The sequence below is a fragment of the Myroides sp. C6-3 genome, assembly GCF_050522425.1.
In the GTDB taxonomy this organism is placed as follows: domain Bacteria; phylum Bacteroidota; class Bacteroidia; order Flavobacteriales; family Flavobacteriaceae; genus Flavobacterium.
The window spans coordinates 63,929-80,879 of record NZ_JBMVQP010000012.1; the positions used below are offsets into that span (position 1 = coordinate 63,929).

At 37.7% G+C, this 16,951-nt stretch carries 13 protein-coding genes; 1 reads left to right on the plus strand and 12 read right to left on the minus strand.

Translation table 11 applies throughout. The features are described 5' to 3' along the window. Position 1: 1 nt before the first annotated feature. The 12 genes from ruvA to ACPDG9_RS07070 form a co-directional block, all read right to left on the minus strand. On the minus strand, positions 2 to 583 hold the full coding sequence (gene ruvA / locus ACPDG9_RS07015) for a Holliday junction branch migration protein RuvA (RefSeq protein WP_430527045.1): 582 nt from the start codon (positions 581 to 583) through the stop codon (positions 2 to 4). A gap of 91 nt (positions 584 to 674) precedes the next feature. After that, positions 675 to 2,954 carry an NADP-dependent malic enzyme gene (locus ACPDG9_RS07020; RefSeq protein ID WP_430527046.1) on the minus strand — a complete coding sequence of 760 codons (2,280 nt, stop codon included), beginning with the start codon at positions 2,952 to 2,954 and terminating at the stop codon, positions 675 to 677. A 63-nt stretch (positions 2,955 to 3,017) separates the two neighbouring features. After that, positions 3,018 to 3,941 carry a tRNA epoxyqueuosine(34) reductase QueG gene (gene queG / locus ACPDG9_RS07025; RefSeq protein WP_430527047.1) on the minus strand — a complete coding sequence of 308 codons (924 nt, stop codon included), beginning with the start codon at positions 3,939 to 3,941 and terminating at the stop codon, positions 3,018 to 3,020. Positions 3,942 to 3,947: 6 nt separating this feature from the next. Further along, complete coding sequence (gene ruvB / locus ACPDG9_RS07030) at positions 3,948 to 4,970, minus strand: Holliday junction branch migration DNA helicase RuvB (protein WP_430527048.1); 1,023 nt, start codon at positions 4,968 to 4,970, stop codon at positions 3,948 to 3,950. A gap of 87 nt (positions 4,971 to 5,057) precedes the next feature. Next, on the minus strand, positions 5,058 to 6,854 hold the full coding sequence (locus tag ACPDG9_RS07035) for a cytochrome c oxidase subunit I (protein WP_430527049.1): 1,797 nt from the start codon (positions 6,852 to 6,854) through the stop codon (positions 5,058 to 5,060). A 27-nt stretch (positions 6,855 to 6,881) separates the two neighbouring features. Continuing rightward, a complete protein-coding gene (locus ACPDG9_RS07040) occupies positions 6,882 to 8,051 on the minus strand; it encodes a cytochrome c oxidase subunit II (protein WP_430527050.1) in 1,170 nt (389 codons plus the stop codon). Between the two features lie 17 nt (positions 8,052 to 8,068). After that, entirely contained in the window at positions 8,069 to 9,373 is a 1,305-nt protein-coding gene (locus ACPDG9_RS07045) for a quinol:cytochrome C oxidoreductase (RefSeq protein ID WP_430527051.1), read from the minus strand. A gap of 31 nt (positions 9,374 to 9,404) precedes the next feature. Then, positions 9,405 to 9,953, minus strand: coding sequence for a c-type cytochrome (locus ACPDG9_RS07050; RefSeq protein WP_430527052.1), 549 nt, complete (start codon positions 9,951 to 9,953; stop codon positions 9,405 to 9,407). A 7-nt stretch (positions 9,954 to 9,960) separates the two neighbouring features. Next, positions 9,961 to 10,482 (minus strand): DUF3341 domain-containing protein, encoded by a 522-nt coding sequence (locus tag ACPDG9_RS07055; protein WP_182646878.1) that lies wholly within the window; start codon positions 10,480 to 10,482, stop codon positions 9,961 to 9,963. 6 nt (positions 10,483 to 10,488) lie between these two features. Next, positions 10,489 to 11,898 carry an NrfD/PsrC family molybdoenzyme membrane anchor subunit gene (gene nrfD / locus ACPDG9_RS07060; protein WP_182646877.1) on the minus strand — a complete coding sequence of 470 codons (1,410 nt, stop codon included), beginning with the start codon at positions 11,896 to 11,898 and terminating at the stop codon, positions 10,489 to 10,491. Between the two features lie 40 nt (positions 11,899 to 11,938). After that, positions 11,939 to 14,989, minus strand: a complete 3,051-nt coding sequence (locus ACPDG9_RS07065) for a TAT-variant-translocated molybdopterin oxidoreductase (RefSeq protein ID WP_430527053.1) — start codon at positions 14,987 to 14,989, stop codon at positions 11,939 to 11,941. A gap of 37 nt (positions 14,990 to 15,026) precedes the next feature. Then, complete coding sequence (locus tag ACPDG9_RS07070) at positions 15,027 to 16,307, minus strand: c-type cytochrome (protein WP_430527054.1); 1,281 nt, start codon at positions 16,305 to 16,307, stop codon at positions 15,027 to 15,029. 265 nt (positions 16,308 to 16,572) lie between these two features. On the opposite strand from ACPDG9_RS07070, the gene ACPDG9_RS07075 reads away from it, so the two are divergent. Beyond that, a complete protein-coding gene (locus ACPDG9_RS07075) occupies positions 16,573 to 16,908 on the plus strand; it encodes an SPOR domain-containing protein (protein ID WP_430527055.1) in 336 nt (111 codons plus the stop codon). The last annotated feature ends 43 nt before the right edge of the window (positions 16,909 to 16,951 follow it).

Genomic DNA, 16,951 nt, shown 5'->3' on the forward strand with positions numbered 1-16,951 from the left:
CTTACAATTTTTTTAATGCTTGTTTAATAATATCTTCAACAGAAGCCTCAGGGCTTGCTTTCAAAATAGCATCCACCACTTTTTCAGCTGTTTTGCGAACAAAACCAAGCACCTCTAAAGCAGATAACGCTTCATCGGCATTTGTATTGTTAATTGTCGGTAAAACTTCATCAATATTATACAGTTTCAGCACTTTTTCCTGTAAGTCAAGAATAATTCGTTGTGCTGTTTTTACCCCAATTCCTTTAATACGCTGAATACCTTTTGCGTCAGCATTGGCGATCATCTGCAATAATTCTTTGGGTGTTGTAGAAGATAAAATATTACGGGCGGTATTTCCACCAACTCCAGATACGGAGATAAGAAGCTTAAATAGCTCGCGCTCTACTTTATCAATAAATCCGAATAAGGTATGCGCGTCTTCTTTAATTTGAAGAAAAGTATACAGCTTTAGGTTTTCAGAATTTCCTATAAGTGAATATGTATACAGTGATATATTTATTTGATAACCTACCCCGTGGCAATCCACAATTACTTCGGTAGGTGTTTTTTCAATTAATCTTCCTTGAATCTGCGCAATCATAGTATCTAATTTTCATCAAAAATAGTAAATAATTTTAACTATTTACTAACATAATGATCGGCAAACCAAGGAAGATTTTCATTTTAGTTTTTTATTTTTTCTTGCGGCTCTCTCTTACTTGAGCATCTACCACAGCAACGGCTGTCATATTGACCATTTCATCAACACTTGCCCCTAATTGGAAGATGTGAACTGCCTTTTCTAGTCCCATAATAATTGGTCCTATTGAAGTGGCTTTATTCAACTCTTTCAACATTTTATACGTAATATTTGCGGAATCCAAGTTTGGAAAAACAAGAGTATTTACCTTTTTATTGACAAGTTTTGAGAAAGGGAATTTAGACTTGAGCATATCATTATTCAACGCAAAGTCCATTTGAATTTCACCATCAACCACCATATCAGGGTGATTTTCGTGTAAAATTTTCACGGCTTCTCTTACTTTCGTTGGAGATGTATGCTCAGCAGAACCGAAGTTCGTGTAAGACAACATCGCAATTACGGGATCCAATCCGAACATTTTCACCGTTTTCTCCACCATAACCGCAATCTTAGCTAATTCTTCCGCTGTTGGATTTGGATTAATGGCAGTATCAGCTAAAAACATCGGGCCTCTTTTGGTCATCATCAAGTTAGCTGTCGCAATTTTATCTACGCCTTGAGCGCGTGGAATTAACTCCAAAATTGGTTTCACAACTGTTGGATAGCTACGAGAATATCCTGTTACCAAAACATCTGCTTGTCCTGTATTAACCAACATTGCAGCAAAATAATTGCGTTCGCGCATTAATTTTGATGCTTCATATTGCGTAATTCCCTTGCGTTGTCTCGTTTTCCAATATAAATCGGCAAATATGGCTCTTCTTTCCTTCTCGCCTTCTCCTTTAGGATCGATGATTTCCACATCTGCATGAAACTCAATCTCTTTTTTCAATTCTACGATAGTTTCTTTATCTCCTAGTAAAATAGGGATAGCAATACCCTCTTCGTATGCAATTTGAGCAGCTTTTAATACATCTAAGTGATCTGCTTCAGCATACACAACGCGTTTCGCATCGATTTTAGCTCTATTGAACAACATACGCACCAACTTATTGTCGGATCCCATGCGTTCTTCAAGCTCTTGTTTGTATTTATCCCAATCCATGATCGGCGCTTCTGCAAGTCCAGAATCCATTGCTGCTTTAGCTACCGCTGGTGGAACAACAGCAATCAAACGAGGATCAAATGGTTTTGGAATGATGTACTCACGTCCAAAGCTTAACTTTGTCTCTCCGTAGGCGATATTTACTTGTTCAGGCACAGGCTCTTTTGCTAATTTAGCTAAAGCAACCACTGCAGCCATCTTCATTTCTTCGTTGATTTTTGTTGAGCGAACATCCAAAGCTCCTCTAAAGATATAAGGGAATCCCAACACGTTATTCACTTGGTTCGGATAATCCGATCTACCCGTAGCCATAATCACGTCTTTGCGCGTTTGAACCGCTAAGTTGTAATCTATTTCAGGTTTTGGATTAGCCATAGCAAATACGATAGGATTGTCTGCCATACCTAACAACATCTCAGGTGTAACAACATCTGCAGTAGAAAGACCGATAAACACATCGCTTCCTTTCATTGCATCGAGTAAAGAAATGTCGTAATCCACAGCAAATGCACGTTGCATATCCGAAATGCGATCGTCGCTTTTCTTCAATACCCCTTTACTGTTGAACATTAAGATATTCTCTTGCTTTACCCCAAAGGCAACATATAGATTAGCACAAGCGATTGCAGCAGACCCTGCTCCAGATACGACCATTTTCACTTCTTCTATTTTCTTGCCTGCTAATTCTAAAGCATTCAGTAAAGCAGCAGCAGAGATGATGGCAGTTCCGTGTTGATCATCGTGCATCACTGGAATATTTAATTCCTCTTTTAATCTTCTTTCAATTTCAAAAGATTCTGGTGCTTTGATGTCTTCTAAGTTGATTCCTCCAAACGTTGGCGCAATGTTTTTTACGGTTTCAATAAACGTATCGATATCCGTTGTATCTACTTCGATATCAAAAACATCAATATCTGCAAAGATCTTAAACAACAGTCCTTTTCCTTCCATTACGGGCTTTGACGCTTCTGGACCGATATTACCCAATCCTAAAACGGCTGTTCCGTTGGAGATAACAGCAACTAAGTTTCCTTTTGCTGTATATTTATAAACGTTATTTACATCTTTTGCAATTTCTAAACATGGTTCAGCTACTCCTGGCGAATAAGCCAGTGCTAAATCTCTTTGAGAAGAATATTTTTTTGTAGGTACTACTTGAATTTTTCCAGGTGTTGGTTTTGCGTGATATAACAACGCTTCCCTACGTAAGCTTTCTTTATTCATAAAAATACTTTTAACCGAATAAACAAAGTTACCTCTTTTTAAAGATAATTTATTGTTAGAATTTTATTCCTTTAAAAATTTAATATTCCGTACTAAACCTTGGTATTTTGCTCTTTTTACTGCGGATTTTTTAAAAACATCATTAAAAACCTCATTTGTAAGTTCTTCCCACTCGCTGTTCGAGTAGTTCATTAACGCCTCGTTAGGAGTAAATCGAGGTTCGTTATGAGGCTTAGAAAAGCGATTCCACGGACAAACGTCTTGACAGACGTCACAACCATACATCCAGTTATCAAATTGCCCAGCTAACTCAGCGGGAATATCGTCTTTTAATTCGATGGTAAAATAAGAAATACACTTGGATCCATTAACGATATAAGCGCTTTCTATTGCGCCAGTAGGACAGGCATCGATGCATCGGGTGCACTTGCCACAATGATCTGTGGTTGCACCGTCAGGTTCCAGCTCTAAGTCAATAATTAATTCGGCAATAAAAAAGAAGGACCCTACTTGTTTCGAGATGAGATTACTGTTTTTACCAACCCATCCCAATCCACTTTTTGCCGCCCAAGCTTTGTCTAAAACCGGTGCAGAATCAACAAAAGCCCGTCCATCGACGGCGCCAATATTTTCGTAAATAAAATGCAGGAGTTCTTTTAGCTTATCCTTGACTACATAGTGATAATCTTCGCCATAGGCGTATTTTGAAATTTTATACGCTCCTTCTGCTTGTACGCGCTCGGGATAATAGTTAAACAAGAGTGAAACAACACTTTTCGCCCCTTCTACCAATAACGTTGGGTTTAATCGCTTATCGAAATGATTTTCCATGTATTGCATACTCCCATGCATTTTGGCATTCAGCCATTGCTCCAAACGAGGGGCTTCTTCTTCTAGAAAACCAGCTTTCGATATACCACAAGACATAAACCCCAAACGCTTGGCTTCGGCTTTAATCAGCTCGGCATAGTGAGATTTTTTATCCATAACTACTTACATATCAAAAAGCCCACCCATCGCTTTGGATCGTCCAAGGTGTTTAAATGCTAATTCCGTTGCTTCGCGACCACGAGGTGTACGAATAATAAAACCTTCCTGAATCAAATAGGGTTCATACACTTCTTCCAGTGTCTCAGCATTTTCGGATACAGCTGTGGCCAAGGTAGATAAGCCAACAGGTCCTCCTTTAAACTTATCGATAATTGTCGAGAGAATCTTATTATCCATCTCATCTAGCCCTCTAGCATCCACATGGAGCGCATTTAAGGCATATTTAGAGATTGCTACATCAATACTTCCATTACCTTTAATTTGAGCAAAATCACGCACCCTACGCAGTAATGCGTTAGCGATACGCGGGGTACCTCTACTACGTCCTGCAATTTCAATAGCTGCTTCGAGATCTATGGGTACATTTAAAATAGAGGCACTACGTTCGATAATCGTCGCTAACAATTCTTTAGAATAATACTGCAAACGACTTTGAATACCAAAACGCGCACGCATCGGTGCGGTAAGTAAACCGGAACGAGTGGTAGCCCCCACTAAAGTAAAGGGATTCAAGTGAATTTGAACCGAGCGTGCATTGGGCCCTGATTCAATCATAATATCAATTTTAAAATCTTCCATCGCTGAGTACAAATACTCTTCAACAATGGGACTTAACCGGTGTATTTCATCAATAAACAAGACATCTCTCTCCTCCAAATTGGTTAAGAGTCCAGCTAAATCACCTGGTTTATCCAACACAGGTCCAGAAGTGATTTTAATACCTACGTTCAACTCATTCGCTAAGATATTTGCCAATGTCGTTTTACCTAATCCCGGAGGACCGTGAAACAGCGCGTGATCTAGTGCTTCACCCCGTTGATTTGCAGCTGCCACGAAAATTTTCAGGTTTTCCAAAACACTATCCTGACCCGCAAAATCGTCAAAAGACAAGGGTCTTAATTTTTTTTCAACGTCAAATTCCTCCTGGTTGAAATGTCTCGTTGTAGGATCTAAATGTTCATTCATAAAACAAAGATAGATCAAAAAAAGGGATACAAAAAAAACGCCATTCAAATTTGAATGGCGTTTTTTGTATTTAAACTAAAAATAAGTTTAGTGATGTAATTGCTCCTCACCTTCAATATAAGGCATTGTTTGAGGGGCATAATCTTCTGGTAAACCAGGTTTACTATAGTCATAAGGCCATCTGTAAACAACTGGTAATTCACCAGGCCAGTTTCCGTGGATGTGCTCTACTGGCGTAGTCCACTCTAAACTGTTTGATTTCCAAGGATTTTGAGGTGCTTTCTTACCGTAGAAAATACTAACGAAGAAGTTCCATAAGAATACCAATTGGAAAGCCGATCCTACTAAAGCAAACACCGTAATTAATACGTTCACATCATAGAACTCGTCAAATAATGGGAAAGCTGTGTTTGAGTAGTAACGACGAGGTAGACCCGCTAATCCGATGAAGTGCATTGGGAAGAATACTCCGTACGCACAAACAGCAGTTACCCAGAAGTGAATATAACCTAAGTTTTTATTCATCATTCTACCGAACATTTTAGGGAACCAGTGGTAGATACCAGCAAACATTCCGTAAAGCGCAGAGATACCCATTACTAAGTGGAAGTGAGCAATAACGAAATACGTATCGTGTACGTTGATATCTAATGTTGAGTCTCCTAAAATAATCCCTGTTAAACCTCCAGTGATGAATGTCGAAACGAATCCAATACAGAATAACATCGCAGGGTTCATTTGAATATTACCAGACCAAATAGTCGTGATATAGTTAAATGCTTTTACTGCAGAAGGAATTGCGATCAACAAGGTTGTGAAAGTAAACACAGATCCTAAGAATGGGTTCATACCCGAAACGAACATGTGGTGACCCCAAACAATAGTTGATAAGAAAGCAATACCTAAAATTGAAGCAATCATCGCGCGGTAACCAAAGATTGGTTTACGAGCTGAAGTTGCGATAATCTCTGAAGTAATTCCCATCGCTGGTAAGATTACGATATATACCTCAGGGTGACCTAAGAACCAGAATAAGTGTTCATATAAAACTGGCGAACCTCCTTGGTAATGTAAAACTTCTCCAGCTAAGTAAATATCTGATAAGAAGAATGACGTACCGAAGCTTCTATCGAAAATCAATAATAAAGCAGCTGATAAAAGAACTGGGAACGATACGATACCGATAATAGCCGTAACGAATAATGCCCAAACTGTCAATGGCATTCTAGTCATTGTCATTCCTTTTGTTCTCAAGTTAACTACAGTTGCAACGTAGTTTAATGATCCCATTGTAGAAGAAACGATGAAGATAGCCATGGAGATTAACCAAAGTGTCATCCCTGAACCAGATCCTGGAATTGCTTGTGGCAATGCACTCAATGGAGGATAAATTGTCCATCCAGAAGAAGCAGGTCCACCTTCTACGAATAATGAGATAACCATTAATACAGCAGAAACAAAGAAGAACCAGTAAGATAACATGTTCATGAATCCTGAAGCCATATCACGTGCTCCAATCTGCAAAGGAATAAGTAAGTTCGAGAACGTACCACTTAAACCAGCTGTCAATACGAAGAATACCATGATTGTTCCGTGCATGGTAACCAAAGCAAGGTAGATATCATTTCGCATTACTCCATCAGGAGCCATTTTATCACCTAATAACCATTTGAATACTTGAAAAGATTCTTCTGGCCACGCGATTTGCATTCTAAATAAAAGGGACATTACAATCCCAATGATTCCCATAATAATACCTGTAATCAAGTATTGTTTAGCAATCATCTTGTGGTCTAAACTAAATACGTATTTAGTAAAGAAATTTCCTTTATCGTGATGATCGTGATCGTGATCATTAATTATTTCGTGTCCTATTGCTGACATAGTATAAGTTTTAATTTAATACGTGAATTATTGTACTACTTGAGCGATAGCTTCAGTTTCAACAGCCTCTGTAACAACTTCTGTTTCAGCAGGAGCAGTAACTTCTTCTTCTTTAGCACCATTTTCGGCAGCTACTTGATCTGCTAAAGTTGGTAACTCTTTTAACCAAGTCTTGAATTCATCTTCCGTTGAAACTACTACTTTAATTTGCATATTGTAGTGAGAAGCTCCACAAATTTTATTACATAATAATAAGTAATCAAATGTATATGGATCTAAAGGCTCATGTCCTTCAGCGATTAATTCTTGACTTCTTTCCGCTCTAATATTATTAATATTATTCACTTTGCTAACAATTCCTTCACGAGTTCTCATCTCTTCTGTTGTAACGCTAGGTACAAAAGCGAATTGAGTAACCATACCAGGTACACAGTTCATCTGTGCTCTAAAGTGAGGTAAATAAGCGGAGTGTAAAACGTCTTGCGATCTAAATTTTAAAACAACTTTCTTTCCAACTGGTAAGTGAAGTTCTTTTGCCATTTTATCATCTTGTGCGTTAGGGTCAGCCATATCCACACCAACTACGTTTACACCTTTAATGAAACGAACGTTCGCTTTTCCTAATGTATTGTCTTCACCAGAATAACGTACATCCCATCCGAATTGTTTTGCATACACTTCGATATTGATTACTTCTTCTTCTTCGTCAACAAACATAATATCATTCCAAGCAAATAATCCATAAAGGATTAAACCTGTTAATGTAATTGTTGGGATGATAGTCCAAGCTGCTTCTAACTTATCATTATCAGAAAAATATCTTGCTTTTCTTCCTTTAATACCACGTCCTTTAAATGCGAAGTAGTGTAATAAAAACTGCGTAACAATCTGAACAAAGAAAATCAATCCCATTGAAATCCACATTAGATTATCAACCGTTTTTCCGTGTTCTGATGCAGAATCACTCATTAAAGGAAAACTTCCATATTCTACTAAACAAAAGATGGTGAATACATAGATGAAAGCTAAGAAAGCGAAAGTAATATAACCGTGTACGTTATTATCTTTCTCATTAGCTACTTGAGATGCATAGTCATTCGGACCTGATCCTACTTGCGTTAGATCAAATATCTTAGTCAATTGCCATATTGCAATTCCCAATAATACAACTATCGCTACTATTAATAAACTAGTCATTGGTTTATTTTTAATTATTAATAATGAAAATGTTTACTTTCTTCAATTAGCGGGTTGTTCTTAGCTAATAATGGAGCTTTAGAGATTGCAGTAAACCCAACATAGATAAATAATCCGATGAAGAACATTAACGCTGCAATTTCAGGAACACCGATAAACCAAGATCCACCAACTGTACCAGGACTGATCATAATAAAGAAGTCTAAATAGTGACCTACAATAATACAAGTACCAGCCATAACAACAATCCAAGATAAGCGTTTGAAATCTGTGTTGATTAACAATAATAATGGCAACACAAAGTTCAACAATAACATTCCGAAGAATGGTAAGTTATACTCTTGAATTCTGAAGATAAAGTAAGTAACCTCTTCTGGAATGTTAGAGTACCACTGTAACATAAATTGTGAGAACCAAAGATAAGTCCAGAAAATACTTAAACCAAACATAAATTTAGCTAAATCGTGAATGTGACTTGTATTCACAAATTCCAGATAACCTTTGCTTTTCAAGTACAACGTAGAGAATGCAATTACTGTAATACCAGTTACAAAGAAACTAGCGAATACATACCATCCGAACAATGTACTATACCAGTGTGTATCAATAGACATGATCCAGTCCCAAGAAGCCATAGATTCAGTAACAATAAAGAAAGCTAAGAAACCAGCAGAAGCTTTGAACATTTTCTTGTGAAAAGCTAAATCTCCTGTTTCGTCTAATTTCAACGATTGCTTTCTCATATAGATTCTATATAAGTTCCAACCACCTAAGAAAATGATTGCTCTTATAAAGAAGAAAGGAATATTTAAATATCCTGTTTTATTCTTAATTAGTATATCGTGTTCTACTACAGCTGGATCCATCCAAATAAATAGGTGGTTTCCTCCCGCAGCACTTGCGATTAACAATAAGAAGAAAATAATCGAACCTGGCAAAAGGTAAGCCGTTAATCCTTCCATAACGCGGAAAAGGACTGGCGACCAACCTGCAGCAGCAGCGTAATTGATTCCGTAAAACGCGAGAATCCCTAAAGACACAAGCATTACGAAAATACAAGCTACATAAACAGCTGTCCAAGGTTTATTTTGCATCTGAGTTAACACATGCTCTAAATGTTTTTGGTGAGCGTCGTGATCTGCATCCGACACCTCACTATGGTCCGCATGATGTCCTCCATCATGGTGCGCTTGCTCATTTAAAATCTGCTCTACTTCAGCAGTCGTCTTTGGTGCACTGAAAAACCCATACGCGATCCCTATAATTCCAAGAGCCATAAGGACGAACGCAAAGGTTTTCAAATTTTTTGATAATGTGTACATATCTAAACTTTCAACTAAGTTTTACAATTTATTATTCTGATTTCAATTTAAGCACATAATCAGTAACTAACCAACGTTCGTGTTGAGTCATTTGATTCTTGTGCGCTCCCATTGAATTCAAACCATAAGTAATAACGTGGTAGACACCTCCTTCAGTCAGTTCTCTATCGTGATAGTTAGGAACACCTAAGAATTTTTCTCTTTTCACCAAGTTACCTTTTCCATCTCCTTTTGCACCGTGACAAACTGAGCAGTAAATTGCATACAACTCTTTACCTTTCTCTAAATCCTTTTCATCTGCAGTTAAAGGCGATTTCAAATGTAGTCTCGCTTCTGCTAAACCATCTGGAGTATCAGCATACTCCTCCGGTTGAAATCCACGAGGTACAGATCCTTCTGCAGGAAGTTGTCCTTCCTTACCATTTTTAAAAACAGTAGTAGGAACTTCAGAATATGTTTCATATGCAACTGATTCGTACATATTTGGTATAAACTGATAGTTAGGACGCTCTTTGTTAAAACAAGACGTAGTCAAAACAGCTACACCCGCTAAAGTTACTATTTTATATATCGATTTCATGCTACTATTACTTTTCAATTACTTTAACTTCAACTGCTCCTGTACCTTTGAAGAATTCAATTGCAGTATCTTCGTCTCCTTTTAAAGCAACCTCCATTAAGAAATGGTCATCAGTTGTTCTTACATCAGGATTCTCAGCCGATTTAAATGGCCATAATTTACTTCTAAAGAAGAATGTTAAAACCATTAAGTGAGCAGAGAATAACACCGTCATCTCAAACATAATAGGCACAAACGCCGGCATATTCTGGATAAAACTAAAGCTAGGCTTACCTCCAATGTCTTGTGGCCAATCAACAATCATAATGAAATACATCATGCTTGTTCCAAATGCTAAACCTACTAAACCGTATAAGAATGCACAAATAGCTAATCTAGTTGGTTTTAATCCCATCGCCTTGTCTAGTCCGTGAACTGGGAAAGGCGTGTATATCTCTTCAATGTGATGGTGAGCAGATCTTGTTTCTTTAACTGCATCTAACAACACATCATCATCATTGTATATTGCGTGAATAAACTTATTACTCATAACGAATTAGTGATTTAATGATTGATGACCTTCTTTACTATCTCTTTCTTTTTTGTAGTATTCACCTGATGATTTCAAGATAGTTTTCACCTCTGCTTGCGCAATTACAGGGAAACTTCTTGAGTATAACAAGAATAATACGAAGAAGAAACCGATTGTTCCAATATAAATACCAGCATCAACAAAAGTTGGTTGGAACATCGTCCAAGATGATGGTAAGTAATCTCTGTGTAACGAAGTAACGATAATTACGAAACGCTCGAACCACATCCCTACGTTTACTACGATTGAGATAATAAACGAAGCCATAATGTTTGTTCTAATTTTCTTCACCCACATAACTTGCGGAGAAATTACGTTACATGTCATCATCAACCAATAAGACCACCAGTATGGACCAGATGCACGGTTTAAGAAAGCGTATTGTTCATACTCTACTCCTGAATACCAAGCTACCCATAACTCTGTAATATAAGCTACCCCAACTACAGATCCCGTAATCATTACGATGATGTTCATCAACTCAATGTGTTGAACCGTGATATAATCTTCCAAGTTGGATACTTTTCTCATGATGATCAACAATGTGTTTACCATCGCGAATCCAGAGAAGATCGCACCCGCAACGAAGTACGGAGGTAAAATGGTTGTATGCCATCCTGGGATCACAGAAGTAGCAAAGTCAAAAGATACAATTGTATGTACAGAAAGTACAAGTGGTGTAGCTAAACCAGCCAATACCAAGTGAACTTCTTCGAAACGTTGCCAATCTTTTGCTCTTCCTGACCAACCGAAAGATAAAATTGAATAAACTCTTTTTGTAAATGGCGTGATAGCTCTATCACGTAACATGGCGAAGTCAGGTAGTAAACCAGTCCACCAGAAAACTAATGATACTGATAAATACGTAGAAATCGCGAAAACGTCCCATAATAGCGGTGAGTTAAAGTTTACCCATAGCGAACCGAATTGGTTTGGAATAGGTAAAACCCAATATGCTAACCAAGGGCGTCCCATATGTATGATCGGGAATAAACCAGCCTGAACTACCGAGAAAATTGTCATTGCCTCTGCAGAACGGTTAATAGCCATTCTCCATTTTTGTCTGAATAATAATAATACAGCAGAAATTAACGTACCGGCGTGACCGATACCAACCCACCAAACGAAATTGGTAATATCCCAAGCCCATCCAACAGTTTTATTTAATCCCCAAGTACCTATACCTGTTCCTACGGTGTAAGCCATACAGCCTACCCCCCATAAGAACGCTAACAAAGCAATAGCGAATACTCTCCACCATAATTTATTTGCTCGTCCTTCAACAGGTCTAGCCACATCCACAGTTATATCGTGGTAAGATTTCTTACCGATAACTAAAGGTTTTCTAATGGGTGCTTCGTAATGTGACGACATAATCCTTTATATGTTTCTTTAATTAATAATTCTTTTTAAACTAGATATTTCTAACCTTAACGTGATAGAAAACATTTGGTTTTGTACCAATGTGCTCTAACAGGTGGTATTTTCTATCTGATTCAGCTAATTTAGTAATTTCTGATTCTTTTTCATTAACATCTCCAAATACCATAGCTCCACTTGAACAAGCTGCAGAACAAGCAGTTTCGAATTCGTTAGGACGAACCGCTCTACCTTCATTCTTCGCTTTCAAGATTGTTGCTTGAGTCATTTGAATACACAATGAACATTTCTCCATTACCCCTCTTGAACGAACCACTACGTCTGGATTTAATACCATACGTCCTAAATCGTCATTCATGTGGTAATCGAATTCGCTATTTTGAGCATATAAGAACCAGTTGAAACGTCTTACCTTATAAGGACAGTTGTTTGCACAGTATCTAGTTCCAACACAACGGTTATATGCCATATGGTTTTGACCTTGGCGTCCGTGTGATGTTGCTGCAACTGGACATACAGTCTCACAAGGTGCGTGATTACAGTGCTGACACATTACAGGTTGGAAAACAACTTGTGGGTTATCTGCAGGATGCTCTAACTCCATATAAGCAGAACGAGCTTCTGAGAAACCTTTAGCGTTAACCTTTTTGTCTACGTCTTCAGCAAAAGTATCTTCTGATGAATAATATCTATCAATACGCAACCAGTGCATATCTCTACTTCTTCTCACCTCTGATTTACCAACTACTGGTACGTTATTTTCAGCGTGACATGCGATAACACATGCTCCACATCCTGTACAAGCATTTAAATCAATTGACAAGTTAAAGTGGTGACCTACAGTACGATCGAATGATTCCCAAATATCAACAGAAGAAGCTCTTACTTCTTGGTGATCGTAAGAAACCATTGGGAAGATATTCCACTCCTCAACATCTTTTGTATTGAAAATTTCTAAGGTAGTATCCTTAACGATATCCCCTCTACTCATTAATGTATTCTGTAACTGAACACAAGCAAACTCATGGTTTCCTGATGCTTTCGCCACAGTAACATTTTGTACGTTATCGAAGTTGTGATATAGCGTATAAGCGTTAACCCCTACTTGCATATCTTCTTTTAAGCTTGCTTTTCTTCCGTATCCGAAAGCTAAACCAACTGTTCCAGCCGCTTGACCTGGCTGAATTAATGCAGGTACATTTTCTAAGGTAACACCATTTGCAGTAATTGTAACATAGCTACCATCTAATCCACCGTTAGCTACGTGGAAGTTTACGATACCTAAGGCTTCCGCATCAGCACGTGAGATTGTTAAGTAGTTATCCCATGAAACACGCGTGATTGGATCTGGGAACTCTTGCAACCAAGGGTTGTTTGCTTGTTGTCCATCTCCCATTCCTGTTTTAGTATACAATACTAATTCAAGTCCTTCACCTTTTTTCGCCTTACTCAAAGCAGAAACAGCAGAAGAGAAATCAGCAGACGCTGTTACTTTTGCGTTCTCACCTGATACAGCAAAACCATCGTGAACTAATTGATTCCAAGTTAAACCAGAAACATAAGAAGCACTTGTTTCTTTGACATAGTCATAATACGCTGTATTATTTCCATTCCACAACAATAAAGCCTCTTGGAACTGTCTTGTATCAAATAATGGTCTGATTGTAGGTTGTGTAACTGAGTAGTGACCTTTTTTAATCATCACATCACCCCAAGCCTCTAAATAGTGAGGAGCAGCGGCAGCGATAGTAGTCTCTAAAGCAGTTTCATCTTCTTTCATTGTGAAGCTAACTGAAGTTTTTACTTTCTTCAATCCTTCAACGAAAGCAGCATGATCAGCCAAAGTATATACAGGGTTGATTCCTGACATAATTAAAGTATGAACTTTTCCTGCGTTCATTTCTTTAATTAACGCTGCTACTTTTGCAGCATTACCTTGTCTTACATATTTTGTTTGTTCTGGTAAGAAAGCCTCCGCTTGTAACGCTTCGTTTATTGCTAAAACAACCAACTGAGCATTTACATCTTCTAAACCTGTAACAACAACTCCTTTTGAACCTGCTGCTTTTACTTGTTTAGCAGCTTTATTGATTGCTTCGTCGTACGCTGTATTCGAAGAAGAAACTGACCCTCCTACGATTGCGTTGTACAATTTCACTAATGCCGCTTTTTGTTCTGCAACAGTTAATGGAATACGAACGTCAGCATTTGCACCAGAAAGACTCATATTAGCCTCAATCTGAATATGCTTAGACATTACTCCATTTTTAGGAATACGATTTTGAGCATATGCTGAATCATATCCACCTCCTTGCCAATCTCCTAAGAAGTCAGCACCAACAGAAACGATTACACTTGCTTTTCCAAAATCATAATCCGCTAATCCGCGTTTTCCGTAAGCTTGCTCGTAAGCATCTGCAGCAGCAGAAGACGAAACAGCATCGTACACCACGTGTTTAGCATTCGGATAAGTTTCAATGAACTTTTCGATTAATCTATCAGTAGAAGGACTTGCCATTGTATTTGTCAACAATACAACACTTCCTCCAGTTGATTTAGCATCTTGTAAACTTGCTCTAACCTTTGCATCTACATCATCCCAAGAAGCATTTTTCCCTTCGATTTTCGGTGCAGTTAAACGCTTGCTATCATACATTGAAAGTACAGATGCATGTACACGCGCATTCGCACCTGAATATGCGTTTGCAAGTTTATTATTATCAATCTTGATTGGACGACCCTCACGAGTCTTAACCAAAACATTTACAAAATCAAATCCATCTGCAATTGTAGTTGCGTAGTAGTCAGCAATACCAGGAATAATCTCCTCTGGCTGAACCACGTAAGGAATTGATTTTATAACTGGTCCCTCACATGCAGCTAAGGTAGCTGCAGCTGTTGAAAAACCAACATATTTCAAAAAGTCTCGACGAGTTGTTGAAGAAGAAGACAATTTGTTTTTGTCTCCAAGAAATTCATCTGTAGGAATTTCCTCAACAAATTCATTGTTTCTCAGCGTCTCAACAATAGAACTATTATCATTCAGCTCTTCAACACTTTTCCAGTATTTTTTGTTTGATGCCATTGTATATAAATATTAGCTTCTTATTCTTAAATAATTCTTAATAGTGACATTTACCACACTCTAGCCCACCCATTTGAGCAACTGTCAATTTCTCTACTCCGTACTTGTTTGCAAGTTCTTCGTGGATTTTCGCATAGTAAGCATTGTCTTTCAACTTAACATCTGTTGTTCTGTGACAGTCAATACACCATCCCATCGTCAAAGGAGAATGTTGTCTCATGATTTCCATTTCTTCAACTGGTCCGTGACAAGTTTGACATTCTAATCCAGCAACATTTACGTGTTGTGAGTGATTGTAGTAAACGAAATCAGGTAAATTATGAATACGAACCCATTTAACAGGCTTCTCTTTACCAGTATATTTTTGAGTTGAAGGATCCCATCCAACAGCGTCGTATAACTTTTGAATTTCAGCAGTGTAAAATTCCGGTGTGTATTTACCGTAATCTGTTCCTTCGTCTCCTGTAAACTCACTGATGCTTTTATGACAGTTCATACAAACATTCAAAGAAGGGATTCCTGAAGTTTTACTTGATCTTGCAGACGAGTGACAGTATTTACAATCGATACCGTTATCTCCTGCGTGAATTTTGTGAGAGAAGTGAATTGGTTGAACTGGTTCATACCCTTCATCTACTCCAATTTGCATCATATAACCATAAGCGAAATACGATCCAATTAAAACAAATACGATAGTAGAACAAATTACTAAGAATTGGTTTTTCACAAACGCTTTCCATACAGGAACTGTTTGACGAACTTCTTCTGTTAAACCATTTGCCTCAACAACTTTATTCAGTACTTTTTTAACAAGGAAAAGCATCGTTACCAATAACAACAACACTACTACTAATGCTCCTAATACAATCATATTAGAAACCGCATCTCCACCCCCTCCTTGTCCTTGAGCAGCAGCACCTCCAGTAGCAACTACAGGCTCAGCTTTAGGTTCAGATACATACGCCAAGATATCATCGACATCTTGATCAGATAAACCTGGGAAGTCGTTCATCACAACTTTGTTCCACTCATTGAACAGTTTTACCGCACGAGCGTCACCAGATTTAATCAAAGACGAACTACTTTTAATCCACTTGTGTAGCCACTCTACATCCCCGTCGTGACGTTCAACAACTCCACGAAGTGCAGGTCCTGTAGAAGCTCCGTCCAACTTATGACATGCCGCACAGTTAGAATTAAACAATTCCTTACCCTTTGCTACGTCCTGAGCAAACGAAATTGTAGAAAACGATAGCATTAATGCTAAACAAAAGAATAAAATCTTTGAAAACGAATTATGGTTACCCACTTTTTTCATAGTTATAAATTGATTTTCAACTAAACTTGGTCTTTTTAATAACAGTGATAATCAACTATTATTCAATACACCTTATTTACAAACTCCGACAAAAATACAATTTATGCATAACTCTTAAAACCTTTAACGACCTTAATCTTTAATTTATACGCGTTCTAAATAAAGCCATCTCACGCAATTTTCAAGAATAATTGTAAATTTGCTTCAAATACATTTCATTATGAGAATTTTAAGAATATTTCCGGTCCTTTTTTGCTTGTTTTTTATGCATACAATAAGTTATGCACAAGAGAGAAATAACGCGATTCAAGAGCCTTTAGCCATAAAAAAACTCGTTGAAGCGAAAAGAAACACTACATCTTCATCACTGAACACGGATAAATACAACATTCAGATTTTTTACGGAAAAAACGATCAAGCAAAAGCAGCCTTGATTCGTTTTAAACGACTTTATCCAGAGATGGAAGCCACCGTAATTTACTCCAATCCTTCCTACAAAGTTTTGGCAGGAAATTTCAAGACGCGTTTAGAAGCTGAACGCTATCTTCAAACCATTAAAAAGGATTTTGAGAACGCTCTATTATTGCGTCCAGGAAAATAAAATAAAAAATCCCGTTGTATTGTACAACGGGATTTTTTATATC

Excerpts from the sequence above, each read along its gene's own strand:
- ruvB (WP_430527048.1), bottom strand. The coding sequence starts at position 4,970 with ATGAATGAACATTTAGATCCTACAACGAGACATTTCAACCAGGAGGAA.
- ACPDG9_RS07020 (WP_430527046.1), bottom strand. The coding sequence starts at position 2,954 with ATGAATAAAGAAAGCTTACGTAGGGAAGCGTTGTTATATCACGCAAAA.
- ACPDG9_RS07035 (WP_430527049.1), bottom strand. The coding sequence starts at position 6,854 with ATGTCAGCAATAGGACACGAAATAATTAATGATCACGATCACGATCAT.
- ruvA (WP_430527045.1), bottom strand. The coding sequence starts at position 583 with ATGATTGCGCAGATTCAAGGAAGATTAATTGAAAAAACACCTACCGAA.
- ACPDG9_RS07040 (WP_430527050.1), bottom strand. The coding sequence starts at position 8,051 with ATGACTAGTTTATTAATAGTAGCGATAGTTGTATTATTGGGAATTGCA.
- ACPDG9_RS07055 (WP_182646878.1), bottom strand. The coding sequence starts at position 10,482 with ATGAGTAATAAGTTTATTCACGCAATATACAATGATGATGATGTGTTG.
- ACPDG9_RS07075 (WP_430527055.1), top strand. The coding sequence starts at position 16,573 with ATGCATACAATAAGTTATGCACAAGAGAGAAATAACGCGATTCAAGAG.
- ACPDG9_RS07065 (WP_430527053.1), bottom strand. The coding sequence starts at position 14,989 with ATGGCATCAAACAAAAAATACTGGAAAAGTGTTGAAGAGCTGAATGAT.
- queG (WP_430527047.1), bottom strand. The coding sequence starts at position 3,941 with ATGGATAAAAAATCTCACTATGCCGAGCTGATTAAAGCCGAAGCCAAG.
- ACPDG9_RS07070 (WP_430527054.1), bottom strand. The coding sequence starts at position 16,307 with ATGAAAAAAGTGGGTAACCATAATTCGTTTTCAAAGATTTTATTCTTT.
- ACPDG9_RS07050 (WP_430527052.1), bottom strand. The coding sequence starts at position 9,953 with ATGAAATCGATATATAAAATAGTAACTTTAGCGGGTGTAGCTGTTTTG.
- ACPDG9_RS07045 (WP_430527051.1), bottom strand. The coding sequence starts at position 9,373 with ATGTACACATTATCAAAAAATTTGAAAACCTTTGCGTTCGTCCTTATG.
- nrfD (WP_182646877.1), bottom strand. The coding sequence starts at position 11,898 with ATGTCGTCACATTACGAAGCACCCATTAGAAAACCTTTAGTTATCGGT.